This is a genomic window from Massilia sp. YIM B02769, from assembly GCF_030411995.1.
In the GTDB taxonomy this organism is placed as follows: domain Bacteria; phylum Pseudomonadota; class Gammaproteobacteria; order Burkholderiales; family Burkholderiaceae_D; genus Telluria.
On sequence record NZ_JASNRC010000001.1, the window covers coordinates 32,151 to 50,592 of the forward strand.

An 18,442-nucleotide genomic window follows, 5' to 3' on the forward strand; every position below is an offset into this window, starting at 1 on the left:
CACTGTGGTACCCTCACCGCATGCGCAAGGTGCACCACCACCCAGCATGCAAGGTACAGGCAGCAAACCCGCGCATTGTTTTCGCCAACAACGACGTGGCCTTACCTGATGAAATTTGAAACGAAGATCAAAACCGCAGCGGCCGCCATCATCCTGGTGATGTCTACTGTTGCCATCCTGCCGATGATCGTCAACCGCCAGGTCGCGGCGGTGATGGATGAACTCGATAGTGCCGCCAACGTCGAGCGGCTGCAGTTGACCCTGCTGGAGATGCTGCTGAATGCCGAAACGGCCCAGCGCGGCTTTGTTGTCACCGGCAGCGAACGCTTCCTCGAACCGTATTACGCGGCCCTCAACACCATCCCGTCGACCCAGGCCGCGTTACGCAAGGAGATGACGAGCAGCGCCGAAGTGGCACGTGCCGACGCCATCGAGCAGGCCACCGCAGCCAAGCTGCATACCGTAACGGAGACGATCAACCTGCGCCGCGACCAGGGTTTCGGCGCGGCCGCCTCCCTGATTGCGATGGGCATGGGCAAGGCGCAGATGGACAAGCTGCGCCAGCTCATCGGCAGCGAGCTCACTTTCTACGCGCAGCGGCGCAGCCAGCTCAGCGCACAGCTGCGCAACACCGCGAATTCGGCCGCCACCGTGAGCCTGGTCGCCACGATCACCAACATCCTCTTCCTGGCCGGGATGCTGTTCGCCGGCCAGCGCGTGCTGCGCCAGAGGAATGCGGCCGAACACAAGGCCCAGGCCGCCGCCGATCACGCCGAGGTGACGGCCGAGCGCATCTCGATCCAGAACGACCTGCTCTTCCGCAGTGCCGAGCTGATGCATTCCCTGGAGCTGGCGGAGTCGGTCGACGAGTCGGCAGGCATCATCGCCAGCTACCTGCCGCGCCTGCTGCCCCGGCTGTCGGGCAGTCTCTACCTGTACAACAATTCACGTGATCTCCTCGAACGCAAGGCCGGCTGGGGCGTGTTCGATGCCGAGCCGGAGACCATCGAAGCGCTCGACTGCTGGGCGCTGCGGCGCGGTAGTCCGCACCTGTACGTCGGTGGCGACGGGCTCGTCTGCCGGCATGCAAGCGATACGAGCCTTGACCGCCTGTGCCTGCCGCTCGTCACGCAAGGCGACGTCATCGGCTGCATTACCGTCACCGGCGACGAACTGGCCAAGGCCGAGGAAATCCAGCGCGCCTGGATCGGCCAGGTGGCCGAGCAGCTCGGCTTGGCGCTCAGCAACGTCAAGCTACGCGTGTCGCTGCGCCAGCAATCGATCATCGACCCGCTCACCCAGCTCTACAACCGCCGCTACCTGGACGAAGTGCTGAAGCGCGAACTGGCGCGCGCCAGCCGCAGCGGCGTGCCGCTGAGTGTGCTCGTGCTCGACCTCGACCACTTCAAGCGCATCAACGATACCTATGGTCACGAAGGCGGCGACGCCATCCTGCGCAAGGTGGCGGCGGCGCTGCGCGAGAATATCCGCTCGGGCGATGTCGCCTGCCGCATGGGCGGCGAGGAAATGGTGGTGCTGCTGCCCGAGTGCGATACCGAGAACGCATTGAAACGCGCCGATGCGCTGCGCATCGTGATTGCCGCCGGCGACGTGCTGCACAATGGCCAGCGCATTGGCGCGACCGCGTCGATCGGGGTGGCGTCCTATCCGGCGCATGGGCACAACGTGCAGACGCTGGTGCATGCGGCCGACCTTGCGCTGTACGAGGCCAAGCATGAGGGGCGTAATTGCGTGCGCGTTGCACGAGCCAGTGCATTGCTTGAACTAGGTGGGCAGGAGTCTGCTGAGGACAATAAAGAGCGTCGATCCAGTTAAGAATTTTCTTATCTCGGCAGGAATTCAACAGTAAGTGCTAGCGTCAAACCGGCGAGCTATTCAATCAGCTCGCCGTCTCTTTTCCTTCTCTTCTCATCAAATTCTCCAGCAATTGCCAAGCGCTCTTGGCGTTGACCTTCCTTAACGTCGGCTAGTAATCCTGGCTCCACAATCTCGGCTGTTCGAATCGCTTGCAGTGACCTGCTCGCGTTCACGAGCACACCGTTTAACAACTGGATTGGAGCGAACATGGCTATCGACGCATATCTGCAAATAGACGGAATCAAAGGTGAGTCCCAGGACGATGGGCACAAGGGTTGGATCGAATGCCTCGATGTGGACTTTGGCGTGACACAGCCGCGCAGTGCAACGGCATCCACGGGTGGCGGCCATACTGCGGAGCGTGCCGAGTTCGACGACATCCTGCTGTCGAAGATGACGGACCTGTCGACACCCATTCTGCTTCAGCACTGCGCGATGGGCAAGACCATCCCGAAGGCGAAGTTCGAATTCATGCGTGCGGATGGCGATGGCAAGCCGATCAAGTATTTCGAGATCGAGCTCGAGAATGTGCTGATCGGTATGTGCAAGCCTGGCGTTCAACCGGGTACTGGCATGACCGAGAACCTCTGCCTGAAATTCTCGAAAGTGAAATGGAAGTACACACAGCAGAAAATCGCTGGTGGTACGGGAGGCAGCACGCTGGGAGGCTGGGACTTGGCAGTGAATAAAGTGGCAGCATAGGGGTACACATGCCGCTCGATACCGAAAAACTCGCGAAGCATTTGCGCGACAAGGCGGTGGACAGAAGTCGAGGCCAATGCGCGTACTACGTCCGACTTGCTTTACAGGCTGGCGGTGCGAACCTGGAAGGTCATCCCAAACATGCTAAAGACTACGGACCTACCCTGCGAAGGATTGGATACAAGGAAATCGCAGTGGCGAACCCGGCAAGCTATAAATTCATGAAAGGCGACATTGTTGTGCTCCAGCCCTACGCGGGAGGGAATAAGTCTGGACACATTGCAGCATATGACGGAACGCAATGGATTTCGGATTTCTTTCAAAAGGACTTTTGGTCCGGTCCAAACTATCGAAAGCACAAACCCAGCCATGTATTTTACCGCCCTTAGCCGCCTTGTTTCGGCAGCCACTCTGGCGATGGCCACAGCCAGTTCAGTTGCAGCACTGCCATCTCCTCGTATCCTGAGCGAACCGGTCCTGGGCCTTCGCTACGAAGCGGCTCGAGTGAAATTCGAACCACTGCCCAAGCATGTAATTGCGAACTGTGAAAATATGGACGGTAACGCCGAGTGGCAAAGTGTATGGTTTATTTATGCACAGGCCACAACACCATCAGGCAGAACGTACTATGCTACCGGCGGCTATGAGATTGCCAGGAATTCATCTAGCAAACCTGGCTTCACGACCGGCGATGCGGGTCTTATCCTGTTCACGGACCGCGGCACCTGCACCACCCTCGAGCAAGTGCGCGACACATTCGATGCCAGATTATTCGATGACGAGATAACGGAACCTGTTCTCAAGCTTCTTGCAGGCGATTATGCGAAAAGACTGGAGCGCGCCTTTGGAAGCAAGGCAAAGGTTCGAGCAGAAATACGGAATCAACACATCGACGAAGAATCGCTGTCGATCGAGCTGAAACAGGCGTTAAAACCGTATTTTTCGAAATAGGACATCATATTCGTCGCTAGCGATTTATGGCGAATAGGCCTCAACAGGGTGGTATCGGCAACGATACCACCCTTTTAACCAACTTAGCGGCAACCTGGCTAAGGCTCCTTCGCCAGCATCCCCTTCGTCTTCCGACTAATCACCTTCCCCGCCACCCTGAACTCACCCGTCCCCGTGTAATGCAAGGTCTCCGGATGCTTCGGCGACCGCGCCACCCGCGCCGCCACCACTTCCCAGATAAAGAAGTTGTACTTCCCGACCAGGCTATCGTCATGCAAGCGGCAGACAAAATTCGCATAGCATTCGCGAATTACCGGCGCCGGCGCATCGAACCCATCGTCAACCGTCAGCCCGAAGCGCTCGAACTTGTCCACCTCGCTTCCCGAACAGGTGCCGATCCCCACCACCGCATCCACCAGCGCCGCGGTCGGCACATTGATCACACACTCCCGGCTCCGGCGCACCAGCTCGAAACTGTGATTCGACGATGCAATCACGCACCCCACCAGCGAAGGCGAAAACTCCATCACCGTATGCCACCCCATCGTCATCACATTGCGCTCGCCCGCATGCGATGAACTGAGCAGCACGATCGGCCCCGGCTCCAGCACACGCCGCACCTGCTCCAGCGGCAAATCCACCTTGTCGAAACGGCGCCTCACGCCAAGGCCTCGCTGCTGCGGTCCAGCACCTGCAGCGATGCCCGGTCGCTCATCACCAGCACCAGCTTCAGCCGCGCCCGCGTCATGCCGACGAACAGCTTGCGCAGTACCAGGTCGTCCATCTCCTCGAAATCGATCTCGGTAAAGATCAGGCAAGGCGCGCTCTGCCCCTTGAAGCGGTAGACCGACTCGGCCAGCAACCCGCCTTCGCGGAACACGGGATTGCCGAACAGGTCATATGCCCCGGTGAACGAGCGCAGCGTGTGCGCATCGCTCAGCTTGTCCATGTTCAGGATGGTCGACTTTTCCCGTCCGCGGAACGAGCAGATCGCAATGTCCTGGCGCCCGAACCCGGCCTGCAAACACAGCGTCACCGCACGCCGGGTCTGGGCCAGCATCGCCTCGACATCGCCTTCGGGATAAGTCAGCTCCTCGATGTCGGCGCCCTTGAACGGGCTGCCCGCCTCCACCGGCTGGCGCGCCGCGCCGAGCGATTGCAGCATGCTGACGATCTGGCGCGGGCTGCGGTAATTCGTGTTCGAGTGCAGCACCACCCAGCCCGGCAGCGGCACCATGGCGCGGCCGTACAGGTTCTGGTCCGGGTCCTCGAGCCAGATCGCGCGGCCGTTTTCCTTCAGCATGCCCAGCACGATGTCGCGCCAGGCGATCGAGAAATCCTGGCCTTCGTCGACGATCAGCACGTCGAACTGCCAGGTCTCGGGCAGCGTGACGGCGGCCAGCGCGCCTTCGATCTTGTCCCACACCTCGGGCGAGGAATAGTCGGGCGTCGCATCCTGGGCGCGCATGTAGGCGTCGCTCAGCATGTGGAAGGTGGCGACGCGTCCGCCGGCCGGCACCAGGCGCTCGATGTGGTCGGCCAGCGGCCGGTTGAAGCACACGTACAGGGGGCGCAGCCCGGCGTCGATGGCGGCGGTGTATTCGGCCAGCGCCAGCTGGGTCTTGCCGCTGCCGGCCGTGCCCACCACGCGCAGGCGGAACGGAGAAAATTCCAGTCGCCGCGCCCAGGTCGCCAGGCCGCCCGACAGGCGCGTCACCATTTTTACCGCCGAGCCGATCATCGCGCTCGGATCGGGGCGCAGGCTCAGGGTGTCGCCGAGGAAGCGCGTCACCTTGTCGTAGTCCTCGGTCTTGTCGGTCAGCGGCAGCGCCTCGCGGATGGTCTGGGCCAGCCGGCCCTTGCGCGTGGAGTCGATGATGTGGGCGGGGTCGATACCGGCCAGGTGCGGGTCTCGCACGATGTAGTCGGGGCAGTACAGCAGGTAGTCGATCGACAGCTCGCCCTGGTAGCGCCGGGTCAGGCCCTCGATGGTATGCAGGATCTGGGTGCGGATCTTGCGCGGCTTGCCCTGGTAGTTCTTGACCAGGCCGTCGCGCGTCTCGTTCAGGAAGCCGGCGACCTGCTCGATCAGCAGCATGCGCCCGTTCGGCGCGACCACGATGAAGTCGACGTCGCCATACACCGAATAGCCCTGTTCCACATTCGTCCAGTGTACGCCGTGGTAGATGGTGTAGGGGGTGTCGGTGAAACGCTTGTCGAGCAAGGCGAGGGTTTCGATCTCGCGCGCGGCGGCGCCGGTGACCGACATTTCGCGCCAGCCTGCGGGGTGGATTTGGGCCATGGTGGTTTCCAGCATCTGCCGTGACGATGATGACAAGATTGTAATGGTGTTCGGACGAAGCAAACACACGGTTGGCAACGCAGTTTCCCGTGGCGCACATCTCGCTTCGCCTAGCGCTAAATGCAATTGTCATAAGCTACAATCGCGTAGGCAATTACGCACGCGATTGGATACACACATGAGGCCACACGCAGCAGGCTTGGATTTCGACGGATTGAAGAACGTCCTGTCTATCGCCGTGCGCGGTGCGCCCTATGAAGACACGCTGCAAAGCCTGCTGGGCGAGGTGCGCCGCCTGATCGGCGCGCAGTCCTGGGCCGCCATCTACCTGGCCGGCGACGCCGGCACCCGGCTGCGCCTGGCGGCAAACGAGGGCCTGCCGCCGGCATTCGCCGAGGCGCTGGCGCTGCTGCCGGTCGGTCCTGCCGAGGCAGCCTGCGGACGGGCGACGCACTCGGGCCAGATCGTCGTCGTCGACGACGTGCTGACCGAACCGCTGCTGGCGCCCTACCGTCCCCTGGCCGCCAGCCACGGCGTGCGCGCCTGCTGGTCCTTTCCCCTGCATTCGCCGGGCGGACGCGTGCTCGGCACCCTCGCCTTTTACCATCCGGCGCCCGGCGCCCCGGGCAAGGCCCTGACAGGCGAGATCGCCTATTTCGCCGACCTGGTCGCCCTGCTCACCGAACGCCACCTGCGCGAACAGGAAAACGAAGCGCGCCACGAACACGCCCAGCGCGACCTGGCCGCGATGGCGGCCGCATCCGAGCGCGAACGCCGCCTGTACGAGACCGTGCTGTCGAACACGCCCGACCTGGTCTACGTGTTCGACCTCGAGCACCGCTTCACCTACGCGAATGCCGTGCTGCTGCAGATGTGGGGCATGACGCGCGAGCAGGCGCTCGGCAAGAATTGCCTCGAACTCGGCTACCCCGACTGGCACGCCGCCATGCACGGCCGCGAGATCGAGCAGGTCAAGGCGACCCGCGCGCCGATCCGCGGCGAGGTGCCGTTCAACGGCACCTTCGGACGCCGTATCTACGACTACATCTTCGTGCCGATCATCGGGCCGGACGGCGAAGTCGAGGCGGTGGCCGGCACCACGCGCGACGTCACCGACCGCAAGCGCTTCGAGGAGGAGCTGCGCGCCAGCGAACTGCGCTTCCGCACGATCACCAACGCGATGCCGCAGATGGTGTGGACGGCGCTGCCGGACGGGACGATCGATTACCACAACGAGCGGTTCTATGACTTCGTCGGCCTGCAGCCCGGCGAGGCCGAAGGCACGACCTGGGCCGAGGTCCTGCTGCACCCGGAAGACCAGGCAGGTTCACACGCGCGCTGGATGCGCAGCGTCGCCAGCGGCGAGCCGCACGAGATGACCTTCCGCCTGCGCCACCATTCCGGCGAATACCGCTGGGTCCTGGCGCGCGGCCTGCCATTGCGCAACGAGGACGGCGAGATCGTCAAGTGGCTGGGCACCGACACCGACATCCACGAAAATAAACTGAACCAGGAAGCGCTGCAGGAAGCCAACCACCGCAAGGACGAGTTCCTGGCGATGCTGGCGCACGAGCTGCGCAACCCGCTGGCGCCGATCAGCGCGGCGGCGCAGGTGCTGCGCATCGCGCCCGGCCAGCCGGACAAGGTGCGCCAGTACAGCGAAGTGATCTCGCGCCAGGTGAACCACATGACGACGCTGGTCAACGACCTGCTCGACGTCTCGCGCGTCACGCGCGGCATGGTGCAGCTGGAGATGGCCGAGGTCGACATCAAGGCGGTCGCCACCCAGGCGGCCGAACAGGTGCATCCGCTGATCGAGGCCGGCGGCCATACCCTGCAGGTGCAGTTGGGCGCGGCGCCCGTGGGCGTGCTGGGCGACCGTGCGCGCCTGATCCAGGTGACGGCGAACCTGCTGGCGAATGCGGCGAAGTACACGCCGGCCGGCGGGCGCATCGTGCTGTCGGTCGAGCCGGCGGACGGCAAGGTGCGCATCACCGTGACCGACAACGGCAGCGGCATCGATGCGCAGCTGCTGCCGCAGGTGTTCGACCTGTTCGTGCAGGGGAAGCGCACGCCGGACCGGGCGCAGGGCGGGCTCGGTCTCGGCCTGGCGCTGGTGAAGAACATCGTCGGCATGCACGGCGGCCAGGTGGCGGCGCACAGCGACGGGCCGGGCCAGGGCAGCGCCTTCACGGTGGAGCTGCCGCTGGTCGTGCGGGCCGGGCCGGTGCAGCCCGCGCCGGCTACTTCGGCCACCTCGCCCACCGCGCACAAACGCCTGCGCATCATGCTGGTGGACGACAACGTCGACGCCGCCCAGACCCTGGCCGCGCTGCTGGAGGGCGCAGGGCACCGGGTCCAGACCATCAACGATCCACGCGCGGTGCTGGCGGAAGCCGTGACGGGCGTGCCGGACGTGTTCATCCTCGATATCGGCATGCCGGACATCGACGGCCACGCCCTGGCACGCCAGCTGCGCGCCCAGCCGGCGCTGGCCGGCGCCGTCTATCTGGCGCTGACCGGATACGGGCAAGCCAGCGACCGCGCCAGCTCGCGCGAGGCGGGGTTCGATCATCACCTGGTCAAGCCGGTGGATGCGGGGCAGTTGCTGGCATTGCTGGATGAGCGGGCGAATGCGCCTGCTTGAAGTCCGCTGTCTTCCCTGACGCGGCGCTGACCCTATGGTGGGCACCCCGTGCCCACGCGGACCTTCGATCATTGTTGGCATTGATCGATGATGGAACGGCGGCCTACCGGTAGCGCGTCCAAATGATCATCCAGACACGCCTCGTTCTGGCGGCGTGCACGATACAAACACTGCCAACACCCCGCGCGCATCCGCGTGGGCACGGAGTGCCCACCGTACGGTTAGCGCCAACGCATCAATCATCTGCTAACGCGATCCCACGGTTTTTACAACGCCCGCCCCACTTCACCCATTTTTGTACTATCATAAGTTACATGAGACGCGACAGCAAACTATCCTCGGTCCTGCACCTGCTCCTGCACATGGCCCACAGCGACCGGCCGCTCACTTCCGACGAGCTGGCCGGCTTCCTGCACACCAACCCGGTGCTGGTGCGCCGCACCCTGGCCGGCCTGCGCGAGCGCGGGTATGTCGGCTCGGGCAAGGGCCACGGCGGCGGCTGGGTCGTCACGGCCGACCTGCGCGAAGTCACCCTGCGCGACATCTACGAAGCCGTCGGCGCGCCGACCGTGTTCGCGATGGGGAACCGGGTCGAGGAGCCGACCTGCCTGGTCGAACGGGTAGTCAACCAGTCGCTGGCTTCGGCCTTCGACGACGCCGAAGCCCTCCTGATCAGCCGCTTCGCCGACGTCACGCTGGCGGAGCTGTCCGAACGCTTCAACGCGCAATACGCCCAACATGCCCAACATCGAGGAGCACACCATGACCACCATCCAGAACCCGATTGAATTCGACGCCATCGTCATCGGCGGCAGCTACGCCGGCCTGTCCGCCGCCATGCAACTGGCGCGGGCACGGCGCCGCGTGCTGGTCGTCGACGCCGGCCAGCGCCGCAACCGCTACGCCGACCGCTCGCACGGCTTCCTGACACAGGACGGCGCCAGGGCCGCCGACATCGCCGCCCAGGGCCGCGCTCAGTTGCTGGCGTATCCGACCGTGCGCTGGCTGGAAGGCAAGGCAGTGCAGGCCGCGGCCGAGGGCGAAGGTTTCCGCATCGTGCTGGAAGACGGCGCCGCCGTGCACGGCCGGCGCCTGGTGCTGGCCACCGGCGTCACCGACGAACTGCCGGCCATCGACGGGCTGGCCGAGCGCTGGGGCAAGAGCGTGTTCCACTGCCCCTACTGCCATGGCTATGAACTGAATGAGGGCGCGATCGGCGTCATCGCGACCGGCGAGCTGGCGATGCACCACGCGCTGATGCTGCCGGACTGGGGAACGGTGACGCTGTTCCTGAACGGGGCGTTTGAACCCGATGCGGCGCAGCTGGCGGCGCTGGCCAGCCGCGGCGTAGCGCTGGAGCGCACGCCGGTCGCGCGCATCGAGGGCGAGGCCGAGGTGGTGCTGGAGGACGGCCGCACGCTGCCGATGGCGGGCTTGTTCGTGATGTCGCAGATGCGCATGGCCAGTCCGATCGCCGGGCAGCTCGGGTGCGCGATGGAAGACGGCCACGCCGGCCAGTTCGTGCGTACCGACATGATGAAGGCGAGCAGCGTGCCGGGTGTGTTCTGCTGCGGCGACATGGCGCGCGCGGCGGGGAACGTGGCGATGGCGGTGGCCGATGGGACGATGGCGGGGGTGGGGGCGCACCGGTCCTTGATCGAGGCATTCAACGTTCCAGCCTGACTGGCCGCAGGCGGCAACCGTACGGTGGGGTCATTGATGCCGGGGGCATCAATGACAAAGTGCCCACGCGGAACGTCGATCATTGTTGGCGCTGATCGATGATTCAGCGGCGGCCTACCGGTAGCGCCTCCAAATGATCATTTGGAGGCGCCACTTTCTGGCGGCATGCACGACGCGAGCCCAGCCAACACCACGCACACTTCCGCGTGGGCACGGAGTGCCCACCGTACGGTCACGGCCGCAGGTATGAGCGCGCACCGCGTGAACGCATCCTCACCCTCCTGCCGCGTTCCCATTGGTGCTAGACTGCACGCGCCGACCGACTTCCGCCGCCCCCGCACTCGATGCCCGATTCAAGCCTGTTCAAACACCTTACCGCCAGCACCATCGTCACGGCCACCTGCGTCCTCGGTTTGCTGTATTTCGGCCGCGATGTGCTCGAACCGCTGGCCCTGGCCTCGATCCTGAGCCTGGTCCTGGCGCCCCTGATCCGCACCCTGCGCCGCGTCGGCCTGCCGCAGTTGCCGGCGACGCTCCTGTCCGTGGTCCTGGCCGGCACCTGCGTGGTCGGCATCGGCACCATCCTCGCCTTCCAGCTGGTGGCCGTCACGCGCGACCTGCCGCAGTACCGCGCGGCGATCAAATCCAAGGTGGAAAAGGTCCGCGAGATCACCGAGCGTCCCTTCGCGCGCCTCGAGGCCGAACTGAGCGCGGTCACGCCGCAGTTCGCGCCGCCGCCGGCGCCGCCGGTGACGGTCAAGCGCGGCACGCTCACCACCGCCGCCAATCAACCGCTGCCGGTGGAGGTGCGCGCCCCGCGTCCGACCACGCGCGACGCCCTGGCGCGCCTGCTCTCGCTGGTGCTGGGGCCGATCGGCGAGGCCGGCCTGGTGCTGGTGCTGCTGGTCTTCATCCTGCTCGAACACGAATCCCTGCGCGACCGCGCGATCCGGCTCGCCGGCCAGGCCGAGATCGGCCGCACCGTGCGCGCACTGGCCGACGCCACGCGCGGCGTGTCGCGCTTCTTCCTGTCGCAGTTCATCGTGAATCTCACTTTCGGCGCGCTGATCGGCGCGGTGCTGTGGGCCTTCGGCGTGCCGCATGCGCTGCTGTGGGGCGCCCTGAGCGGCCTGATGCGCTTCGTGCCCTACCTCGGCATCATGGCGGCCGGCGCCATGATCGCGGTGTTCGTGGCGGCCATCGACCCCGGCTGGACGCTGGCCCTGTCCTGCGTGGCCGTCTTCGTGGCGCTGGAACTGCTGGTGGCGAACGTGATCGAGCCGAAGGTGTACGGCCACAGTTCCGGCCTGTCGCCGCTGGCCGTGATCGTCTCGGCGCTGTTCTGGGGGGCGCTGTGGGGGCCGATCGGCCTGCTGCTGTCGACGCCGCTGACCCTGTGCCTAGTGGTGGCCGGACGCCACGTGCGGGCATTGGAACCGGTCACCATCCTGCTTGGCGAAGTGCCGAACGTAACCCACTCGCAGCGCTTCTACCAGCGCGTGCTGAGCGGCGACCGGCGCGCCATCCTCGAGGACGCGCGCAGCTACATCGGGCGCCACGGCCTGGCGCGCTATTGCGACCAGGTGCTGCTGCCCGGCCTGGTGCTGGCCGTGGCCGAGCAGCGCGGCAACGGGATCGACAGCGCGCAGGCAGAACATATCCGCGCCACGATCGCCGACGTTGCCAACGCGCTCACGCCGGTCTCCGCCTACCCCGGCAACCGCCGGCGCCAGCGCGTGTCGCTGCTGGACGCGAATGTCGGCGCCCATTTGCGCAAGATGCGCGAGGAAAAGCTGGGCCGCTGGCAGGGTTCGCTCGACGTGCCCTCGCGCTCGATCGTACTGTGCGCGGGCCTGGGCACCGAGCGCGACGACCTGCTCACCGAACTGCTGGTGCGCGCCCTGCGCGAAGCCGACATCGACGCGCGCAGCACGGTGGTCGGCGCCGAGCAGGAAAGCCCGGGGCCGGATGCGGCCGACCTGATCTCGACCGTGTTCATCACCTACCCGGTCGAGGCGACGCTGGCGCAGTGGGTGGAGGCGGCGAAGGACCTGCACGCGCGCCTGCCGAACGTGCTGCTGGTGACGATCCGCCTGCCGTTCGGCGAAGCCTCGGTCAGCCAGACCCTGGTGCAGGAACACGTGGACATGGTGCTGCGCTCGTTCGAGGAAAGCCTGGCCTTCGTCGCGCCCGAGCGTACCGCGCAGGCCGCCTGACCCAGGCGGAACGGGGCCTGGAGGCGCGCTTGTGTATCATGCAAGTGCGCCCACCGATACCCTGTCAGCATGACCTATCGTCTCGCCATCTTCGACTTCGACGGCACACTCGCCGACTCGTTTCCCTTCTTCCTCAGCGTGTTCAACCAGATCGCCGACCAGCACGGTTTCCGGCGCATCGACATCACGCAGGTGGAGCGCCTGCGCCACTACGAACCGCGCGACATGATGCGCCACGTCGGCATGCCGCCCTGGAAGCTGCCGCTGGCCGCCGCCAGCTTCAAGACCCTGATGAGCGAGAACGCCGGGCAGGTGCGCCTGTTCCCGCAAGTCGACCACGCGCTGCGCGAACTGGCGCGCGGCAATCTCGAACTGACCATCGTGTCGTCGAATTCCGAATACAACGTGCGGCAAGTGCTGGGGCCGGAACTGGCGGGCTTGATTAGCCAGTACGAGTGCGGGATGTCGATCTTCGGCAAGACCTCGCGCATCCGCAAGGTGGTGAAGCGGGCCATGGTGGAACCGTCGGCCGCGCTGTACATCGGCGACCAGGCCACCGATGCCGAAGCGGCGCGCAAGGCCGGGGTCGACTTCGCCGCGGTGCACTGGGGCTATGCGCCGATCGAGGTGCTGCGCAAGGTCGATCCGGAGCATGAGTTCGATAGGCCAGGGGCGCTGGCAGGAATCGCGACATTGTAGGGTGGGCCGGGCCGCGCAAGGCACTCTGTGCCCACGCGGAACGATGCACAGTGTTTGCAGCGTTTACAGCACAGAGCTAGCGCCAACAATATTCCGTCGGGTCAGCAAACAATGATCATCGTTCCGCGTGGGCACGGGGTGCCCACCCTACGAATCAGGCCTCGCCTGCAAAAAAATACTTCGCATGCTAAACTTTAGCACTCAAACGAATTCCCTCACGGCATGAATCCCCTCGATCAAACCCTGATGCAACTCACCGCGACGCTGACCCACGCCTCGCGCGCCTACAAGGCCATGGCGGACAAGGTCGCCTCGCAGTACAGCCTGTCCCAGGCCACCGCCCTGCCGGTGCTGATCCTCGGCCGCCTCGGCCAGGACGGCGTGCGTCCCGGCGTGCTGGCCGACGCCCTCGGCCTGGAAGCCTCGTCGCTGGTGCGCGTGATCGACCTGCTCATCGAAAACGGCCTGGTCGCGCGCCACGAAGACCCGCAAGACCGCCGCGCCAAGCTGCTGCAGCTCACCGCCGACGGCAAGACCCGCGCCGCGCAGATGGAAGAAGCCCTGATCCCCTTCCGCCGCAACCTGTTCGCCGAATTCGCGCAGGCCGATATCGATGCCTGCCTGCGCGTCCTGACCGGCCTGCAATCGAAGATCAAGCCTTGCGAACAACAGCCTGGGGACAAGCAGGCGTGAAGCTCTTCAGCAAGGCCGAAGTCCTGTTTTCGGTAAAAAGTTTCACGGCAGCGATGCTCGCGCTTTACCTGGCGATGCGCATCGGACTGCCGCGTCCATTCTGGGCGCTGATGACGGCCTACATCGTCGGCGCCCCCTTCTCCGGCCCCACCCGCTCGAAGGCGCTGTACCGCTTCGGCGGCACCTTCCTTGGCGCCTTTGCCACGGTGTTGATCGTGCCGGCATTCGCCAACTCGCCCGAGCTGCTGTCGCTGGCCCTGGCGCTGTGGGTCGGCGGCTGCCTGTACGTGTCGCTGCTGGACCGCACGCCACGCTCCTACCTGATGATGCTGGCCGGTTACACCGCCGGCCTGATCGCCTTCCCGGCCGTGAACGATCCCGGCACCATCTTCGACATCGCCCTGGCGCGTGTCGAGGAGATCCTGCTCGGCATCACCTGCGCCACCGTCGTGCACTCGCTGGTCTTCCCGCAGAGCTTCGGCCCGGTGATGCTGGCGCGCCTCGACAACGCCCTGCGCGACGCCCGCAACTGGATCGCCGATGCCCTTGCCCCGAACGGCGACAGCAACAGCACCGGCGACCGCCGCAAGCTGGCCGGCGACATCACCGAGCTGCGCATGATGGCCGTGCACCTGCCCTTCGACACCTCGCACCTGCGCTGGACCGGGAATGCCATCCACGCGCTGCAGGAACGCCTGGCGGCGATGGTGCCGATGCTGTCGGCCATCGAAGACCGCCTGCTGGCGCTGCGCCAGCTCGGCGCCCTGGAAGACAATTCGCGCTGGCGCACGCTGCTGGCCGACATCACCGCCTGGGCCGGCACCCGCAAGGACGAGGCACCGCACGACCCGCAAGGCCTGCGCGCCGCCATCGATGCCCTGGCGCCCCAGCCTTCGCGCAACAGCAGCTGGCTGGAACTGGTGCAACTGAATCTGGCCGCCCGCCTGCGCGCCCTCGTCGATGCCGGCGCCGAGGCGCAAACGCTGCGCCGCTGTATCGGCAAGGGCGCCAGCGGGCCGCTGCCGCCCGAAGCACGCCACCTGCCCGGTGTGCCGGCCAACGCGCTGCACCTGGACCGCGGCATGGCGGTGGTCTCGTCGCTGGCGGCGATCATCGCCACGCTGGCCGGCTGCGCCTTCTGGATCGCCACCGGCTGGCCTTCGGGCGCGGCGATGCCGATGATGGCCGCCGTGATGTCCTGCTTCTTCGCTACCCAGGACGATCCGGTGCCCTTCATCAAGGGCTTCCTGGTGTGGACGATCTATTCGGTGCCGCTGTCGGCCTTTTACCTGCTGGCGGTGCTGCCGGCGATCCACAGCTTCGAGATGCTGGTGCTGGCCTGCGCGCCCGCCTTCCTGGTGCTGGGCGCGCTGATCGCGCGGCCAAGCACCTTCGGGCGCGCCATGCCCTTCCTGTTCGGCATCGGCGGCACCCTGGCCCTGCAGGACACGAATACGGCCGACGCCGCCTCCTTCATCAATTCGACCCTGGCGCAACTGGCCGGGCTGGCGCTGGCGGTGCTGGTGATCGGCATGTTCCGCAGCGTGAGTGCCGGCTGGACCGCGCGCCGCCTGCTGCGTGCCGGCTGGAAGGAACTCGCTACCATGGGCGCTGGCCGGCAAGTGCCGTCGATGCCGGAATTCTCCGCACGCATGGTCGACCGCATCGCCCTGCTGACACCGCGCCTGGCGATGGCCGGCGCCCAGCAAGACCTGCAGGCGGCCGACGCCCTGGTCGACTTGCGTATCGGCCTGAACATGACGCAATTGCTGGCCGCACGCCACGAACTCGGCCGCAGCCAGGCCGCGCTGTGGGCGCTGCTGGAACACCTGTCGCAGCACTTCGATGCGCGGCCGCATGTGGACGCTGGAGAAAATGCGCACCTGCTGGCCTCGATCGACAACGCCTTGCGCTCGGTCAGCGCGGCGCAAACGTCGACCGCCCAGCGCGACGCCCTGGCGGCGCTGGCCGGCATCCGCCGCGACCTGTTCCCCGAGGCGCCACCTTATCAACCCTCGCCCGTATTAGAAAAGGAGATCCGATGATCGGCGAAGTCAGCCTCTACGGCATCTATGTTCCACCGCTGCTATTGCTGGCCCTGCTCGCACTCGTGGTCTCGCGCCTGTTCAACTGGGTGCTCGCGCGCACCGGCCTGTACCGCCACATCTGGCATCCGGCGCTGTTCGATTTTTCGCTGTTCGTCATCGTGCTCGGCGCCCTGGTGTTCTTCGGTTCCAATCTGTTCTGAATCTGTCCTGAATTTACTTTGATCATGTTCAAGAAATTTTCTCTTCCGGCAGTGGGCCGGGTCGGTATCACCCTGATCGCCGCCGCCGGCGCCGCGTATGCGGGCTGGCAGCTGTGGCGCCATTACGAAGTCGAACCCTGGACCCGCGACGGCCGCGTCAAGGCCTACGTGGTGCAGGTCGCTCCCGACGTCACCGGTCAGGTAACGAAGGTCTACGTGCACGACAACCAGCAGGTGAACGCGGGTGACTTGCTGTTCGAAGTCGACCGCGCGCGTTTCGAGCTGGCCCTGCGCCAGGCCGAAGCGGCCGAGCAGGCGGCCCAGGCGGCGCTGAACCAGGCCCAGCGCGAATCGCGCCGCAACGTCCAGCTCGACGACCTGGTGGCGCTCGAGACCCGCGAGCAAGGCCAGTCGCGCGTGGAAACCGCACGCGCCGCCCTGGCCCAGGCCGTGGTGAACCGCGACACCGCCAAGCTGAACCTGGAACGCACGCAGGTGAAATCGGTGGTCAACGGTTTCGTCACCAACCTCGATTTGCGGCCGGGCGCGTATGTGAGCGCCAGCCACCCGGTAATGGCGCTGGTCGACCGCGGTTCCTTCTATGTCGAAGGCTATTTCGAAGAAACCAAGCTGCCGCAGATCCACCTGGGCGACCGCGTGACCGTGTCGCTGATGGGTGCGCAGCAAAAGCTCGGCGGCCACGTGGAAAGCTTCGCCGAAGGCATTTCGGACCGCGACCGCACCACCGGCACCAACCTGCTGCCGAACATTAACCCGACCTTCAACTGGGTCCGCCTGGCGCAGCGCATTCCGGTGCGCGTGGCGCTCGATCCGGTGCCTACCAATGTGCGCCTGGTCGCCGGCCAGACCGCCACCGTGCAGGTGTTACCGGATGCGGCCAAGCCTGCCACCCGTCCGCAAGCACAGGCGATGGCGGCGCCGAGTTCGCTGAATACCAAGCGGTGATCATGATGGACTATCAAACTTTTTCATTGAAAGCAGGAGCGGTAGCGGCACTGCTGGCGGTGAGCGCCTGTACCACGACGGTCGGCCCGAATTACCATGTGCCGGACGAGGCCGTGGTGAAACGGCCTGACGCCGCCGCGCCTTTCGTCAGTGCTGCGGAAAAACCGTTCACCCTGGCGCCGCTGCCGACACAATGGTGGCGCCTGTACCACGACAGCACGTTGGATGGGCTGGTCGACAAAGCCTTTGCCGCGAACACCGATTTGCGTGTGGCCGCCGCCAACCTGGCGCGTGCCCGCGCCGTACTGTCGGAAGCGGAAGAATTGCGCCGGCCGGAAGCCAGCGTCTCGGCCACACCCGGCTACGGCCGCGCATCCGGCGCCGCCAACGGCTTGCCGGGTTCGATGGCGGACCGCGCCACGTACGACACCGGCCTGCACGTGTCTTATCAACTCGATTTGTTCGGCAAGATCCGCCGCGCCGTGGAAGCGGCCGGCGCCGACACTGAAGTCGCCCAGGCCGCGCTCGACCTGACCCGGGTGACGGTGGCGGCCGACACGGCGCGCGCCTATGCCGAGGCCTGCTCGGCCGGGCAGCAGATCGCGATTGCCCAGCAATCGGTGGACTTGCAGCGCAAGTTCGCCGCGTCCACCGCGCAGCGCGTCAAACTCGGACGCGGCGCGGCGCTCGACAACAGCCGCGCCCTCGGCCAGCTGGAGCAATTGCGCTCGGCCCTGCCGCCGCTGGAGGCGCAGCGCCGCACGGCCCTGTACCGGCTGGCGGTGCTGACCGGTGAGGTGCCGGGCAAATTCCCTCAGGCAGTGGCGCAATGTGCAAAGGTGCCGCAGCTGGCGGCGGCGATTCCCGTCGGCGATGGGGCGGCCTTGCTGCGCCGGCGGCCGGATATCCGCCAGGCCGAGCGTACGCTGGCAAGCGCCACGGCGCGCATCGGCGTGGCCACCGCCGAGCTGTATCCGCAGATCAGCCTGGGGCTGACGGCGGGCAGCACCGGCGGCCTGTCGGGCTTCGGCGAGGGCAATACCTTCCGCTACAGCCTGGGACCGCTGATTTCCTGGACGATTCCGTCGACCGGCACGGCGCGCGTGCACATCGAGCAGGCCGAGGCGAGCACGGCTGCCGCGCTGGCCAGGTTCGATGGCGTGGTGCTGAACGCCTTGCGCGAGACCGAGACGGCCTTGACGGCGTATGCGCGCGAGCTGGACCGGAATGCGGCCTTGAAGGCGGCGCGCGACCAGAGCGCACTGGCGTCGCAACAGGCGGCGAAGCTGTACCGCTTCGGGCGCACCGATTTCCTGACCACGCTGGATGCGGAGCGGACGCTGGCGTCGGCGCAGGCGGCGGTGGCGGCGTCGGATGCGAAGCTGGCGAGTGACCAGGTGGGGTTGTTCCTGGCCTTGGGTGGTGGCTGGGAAAAGGTGGACGAGTAAACACATGTC

Annotated in this window: 17 protein-coding genes; 14 read left to right on the top strand and 3 right to left on the bottom strand. The window is 65.9% G+C overall.

What is annotated here, in order from left to right; all coding sequences use genetic code 11:
- Positions 1-108: 108 nt before the first annotated feature.
- Complete coding sequence (locus tag QPK31_RS00160) at positions 109-1,836, top strand: diguanylate cyclase (RefSeq protein WP_290420927.1); 1,728 nt, start codon at positions 109-111, stop codon at positions 1,834-1,836.
- Between the two features lie 56 nt (positions 1,837-1,892).
- Here the strand turns inward: QPK31_RS00160 and QPK31_RS00165 are convergent, their stop codons facing one another.
- Complete coding sequence (locus QPK31_RS00165) at positions 1,893-2,087, bottom strand: hypothetical protein (RefSeq protein ID WP_290420928.1); 195 nt, start codon at positions 2,085-2,087, stop codon at positions 1,893-1,895.
- Here QPK31_RS00165 and QPK31_RS00170 point away from each other — a divergent pair.
- The 3 genes from QPK31_RS00170 to QPK31_RS00180 are packed head-to-tail and all read left to right on the top strand — an operon-like array spanning position 2,086 to position 3,531.
- Positions 2,086-2,580: a type VI secretion system tube protein Hcp gene (locus QPK31_RS00170; protein ID WP_290420929.1), complete on the top strand. Its 495-nt coding sequence runs from the start codon at positions 2,086-2,088 to the stop codon at positions 2,578-2,580. The genes QPK31_RS00165 and QPK31_RS00170 overlap by 2 nt on opposite strands.
- Positions 2,581-2,588: 8 nt before the next feature.
- A complete protein-coding gene (locus tag QPK31_RS00175; protein WP_290420930.1) occupies positions 2,589-2,969 on the top strand; it encodes a hypothetical protein in 381 nt (126 codons plus the stop codon).
- Positions 2,950-3,531, top strand: coding sequence for a hypothetical protein (locus QPK31_RS00180; protein ID WP_290420931.1), 582 nt, complete (start codon positions 2,950-2,952; stop codon positions 3,529-3,531). Before QPK31_RS00175 ends, QPK31_RS00180 begins: the two co-directional genes overlap by 20 nt.
- A 98-nt stretch (positions 3,532-3,629) precedes the next feature.
- Here QPK31_RS00180 and QPK31_RS00185 read toward each other — a convergent pair whose 3' ends face one another.
- Together QPK31_RS00185 and QPK31_RS00190 are read right to left on the bottom strand one after the other, a co-directional pair.
- Complete coding sequence (locus QPK31_RS00185) at positions 3,630-4,193, bottom strand: flavin reductase family protein (RefSeq protein ID WP_290420932.1); 564 nt, start codon at positions 4,191-4,193, stop codon at positions 3,630-3,632.
- Positions 4,190-5,833 carry an ATP-binding domain-containing protein gene (locus tag QPK31_RS00190; protein WP_290420933.1) on the bottom strand — a complete coding sequence of 548 codons (1,644 nt, stop codon included), beginning with the start codon at positions 5,831-5,833 and terminating at the stop codon, positions 4,190-4,192. The genes QPK31_RS00185 and QPK31_RS00190 overlap by 4 nt, the downstream gene beginning before the upstream one ends.
- A gap of 178 nt (positions 5,834-6,011) precedes the next feature.
- On the opposite strand from QPK31_RS00190, the gene QPK31_RS00195 reads away from it, so the two are divergent.
- The 10 genes from QPK31_RS00195 (at position 6,012) to QPK31_RS00240 (ending at position 18,433) form a co-directional block, all read left to right on the top strand.
- A complete protein-coding gene (locus QPK31_RS00195; protein ID WP_290420934.1) occupies positions 6,012-8,480 on the top strand; it encodes a PAS domain S-box protein in 2,469 nt (822 codons plus the stop codon).
- 314 nt (positions 8,481-8,794) lie between these two features.
- Entirely contained in the window at positions 8,795-9,268 is a 474-nt protein-coding gene (locus QPK31_RS00200; RefSeq protein ID WP_290420935.1) for an Rrf2 family transcriptional regulator, read from the top strand.
- On the top strand, positions 9,243-10,163 hold the full coding sequence (locus QPK31_RS00205; protein WP_290420936.1) for an NAD(P)/FAD-dependent oxidoreductase: 921 nt from the start codon (positions 9,243-9,245) through the stop codon (positions 10,161-10,163). Before QPK31_RS00200 ends, QPK31_RS00205 begins: the two co-directional genes overlap by 26 nt.
- 344 nt (positions 10,164-10,507) lie before the next feature.
- Complete coding sequence (locus QPK31_RS00210; protein ID WP_290420937.1) at positions 10,508-12,379, top strand: AI-2E family transporter; 1,872 nt, start codon at positions 10,508-10,510, stop codon at positions 12,377-12,379.
- 69 nt (positions 12,380-12,448) lie between these two features.
- Positions 12,449-13,078, top strand: a complete 630-nt coding sequence (locus QPK31_RS00215; RefSeq protein ID WP_290420938.1) for an HAD hydrolase-like protein — start codon at positions 12,449-12,451, stop codon at positions 13,076-13,078.
- Between the two features lie 222 nt (positions 13,079-13,300).
- Positions 13,301-13,771 carry a MarR family winged helix-turn-helix transcriptional regulator gene (locus QPK31_RS00220; RefSeq protein ID WP_290420939.1) on the top strand — a complete coding sequence of 157 codons (471 nt, stop codon included), beginning with the start codon at positions 13,301-13,303 and terminating at the stop codon, positions 13,769-13,771.
- Positions 13,768-15,816 carry an FUSC family protein gene (locus QPK31_RS00225; RefSeq protein WP_290420940.1) on the top strand — a complete coding sequence of 683 codons (2,049 nt, stop codon included), beginning with the start codon at positions 13,768-13,770 and terminating at the stop codon, positions 15,814-15,816. The genes QPK31_RS00220 and QPK31_RS00225 overlap by 4 nt, the downstream gene beginning before the upstream one ends.
- On the top strand, positions 15,813-16,019 hold the full coding sequence (locus tag QPK31_RS00230) for a DUF1656 domain-containing protein (RefSeq protein ID WP_229439865.1): 207 nt from the start codon (positions 15,813-15,815) through the stop codon (positions 16,017-16,019). The genes QPK31_RS00225 and QPK31_RS00230 overlap by 4 nt, the downstream gene beginning before the upstream one ends.
- 24 nt (positions 16,020-16,043) lie before the next feature.
- Entirely contained in the window at positions 16,044-16,985 is a 942-nt protein-coding gene (locus QPK31_RS00235) for an HlyD family secretion protein (protein WP_290420941.1), read from the top strand.
- Positions 16,986-16,990: 5 nt separating this feature from the next.
- Positions 16,991-18,433, top strand: coding sequence for an efflux transporter outer membrane subunit (locus tag QPK31_RS00240; RefSeq protein WP_290420942.1), 1,443 nt, complete (start codon positions 16,991-16,993; stop codon positions 18,431-18,433).
- Positions 18,434-18,442: the final 9 nt, after the last annotated feature.

What these genes read in the sequence shown, in the direction of transcription:
- QPK31_RS00230 (WP_229439865.1), top strand. Translation starts at nt 15,813, where the DNA reads ATGATCGGCGAAGTCAGCCTCTACGGCATCTATGTTCCACCGCTGCTA.
- QPK31_RS00205 (WP_290420936.1), top strand. Translation starts at nt 9,243, where the DNA reads ATGACCACCATCCAGAACCCGATTGAATTCGACGCCATCGTCATCGGC.
- QPK31_RS00240 (WP_290420942.1), top strand. Translation starts at nt 16,991, where the DNA reads ATGGACTATCAAACTTTTTCATTGAAAGCAGGAGCGGTAGCGGCACTG.
- QPK31_RS00175 (WP_290420930.1), top strand. Translation starts at nt 2,589, where the DNA reads ATGCCGCTCGATACCGAAAAACTCGCGAAGCATTTGCGCGACAAGGCG.
- QPK31_RS00200 (WP_290420935.1), top strand. Translation starts at nt 8,795, where the DNA reads ATGAGACGCGACAGCAAACTATCCTCGGTCCTGCACCTGCTCCTGCAC.
- QPK31_RS00165 (WP_290420928.1), bottom strand. Translation starts at nt 2,087, where the DNA reads ATGTTCGCTCCAATCCAGTTGTTAAACGGTGTGCTCGTGAACGCGAGC.
- QPK31_RS00160 (WP_290420927.1), top strand. Translation starts at nt 109, where the DNA reads ATGAAATTTGAAACGAAGATCAAAACCGCAGCGGCCGCCATCATCCTG.
- QPK31_RS00235 (WP_290420941.1), top strand. Translation starts at nt 16,044, where the DNA reads ATGTTCAAGAAATTTTCTCTTCCGGCAGTGGGCCGGGTCGGTATCACC.
- QPK31_RS00210 (WP_290420937.1), top strand. Translation starts at nt 10,508, where the DNA reads ATGCCCGATTCAAGCCTGTTCAAACACCTTACCGCCAGCACCATCGTC.
- QPK31_RS00180 (WP_290420931.1), top strand. Translation starts at nt 2,950, where the DNA reads ATGTATTTTACCGCCCTTAGCCGCCTTGTTTCGGCAGCCACTCTGGCG.
- QPK31_RS00195 (WP_290420934.1), top strand. Translation starts at nt 6,012, where the DNA reads ATGAGGCCACACGCAGCAGGCTTGGATTTCGACGGATTGAAGAACGTC.
- QPK31_RS00190 (WP_290420933.1), bottom strand. Translation starts at nt 5,833, where the DNA reads ATGGCCCAAATCCACCCCGCAGGCTGGCGCGAAATGTCGGTCACCGGC.
- QPK31_RS00220 (WP_290420939.1), top strand. Translation starts at nt 13,301, where the DNA reads ATGAATCCCCTCGATCAAACCCTGATGCAACTCACCGCGACGCTGACC.
- QPK31_RS00170 (WP_290420929.1), top strand. Translation starts at nt 2,086, where the DNA reads ATGGCTATCGACGCATATCTGCAAATAGACGGAATCAAAGGTGAGTCC.
- QPK31_RS00215 (WP_290420938.1), top strand. Translation starts at nt 12,449, where the DNA reads ATGACCTATCGTCTCGCCATCTTCGACTTCGACGGCACACTCGCCGAC.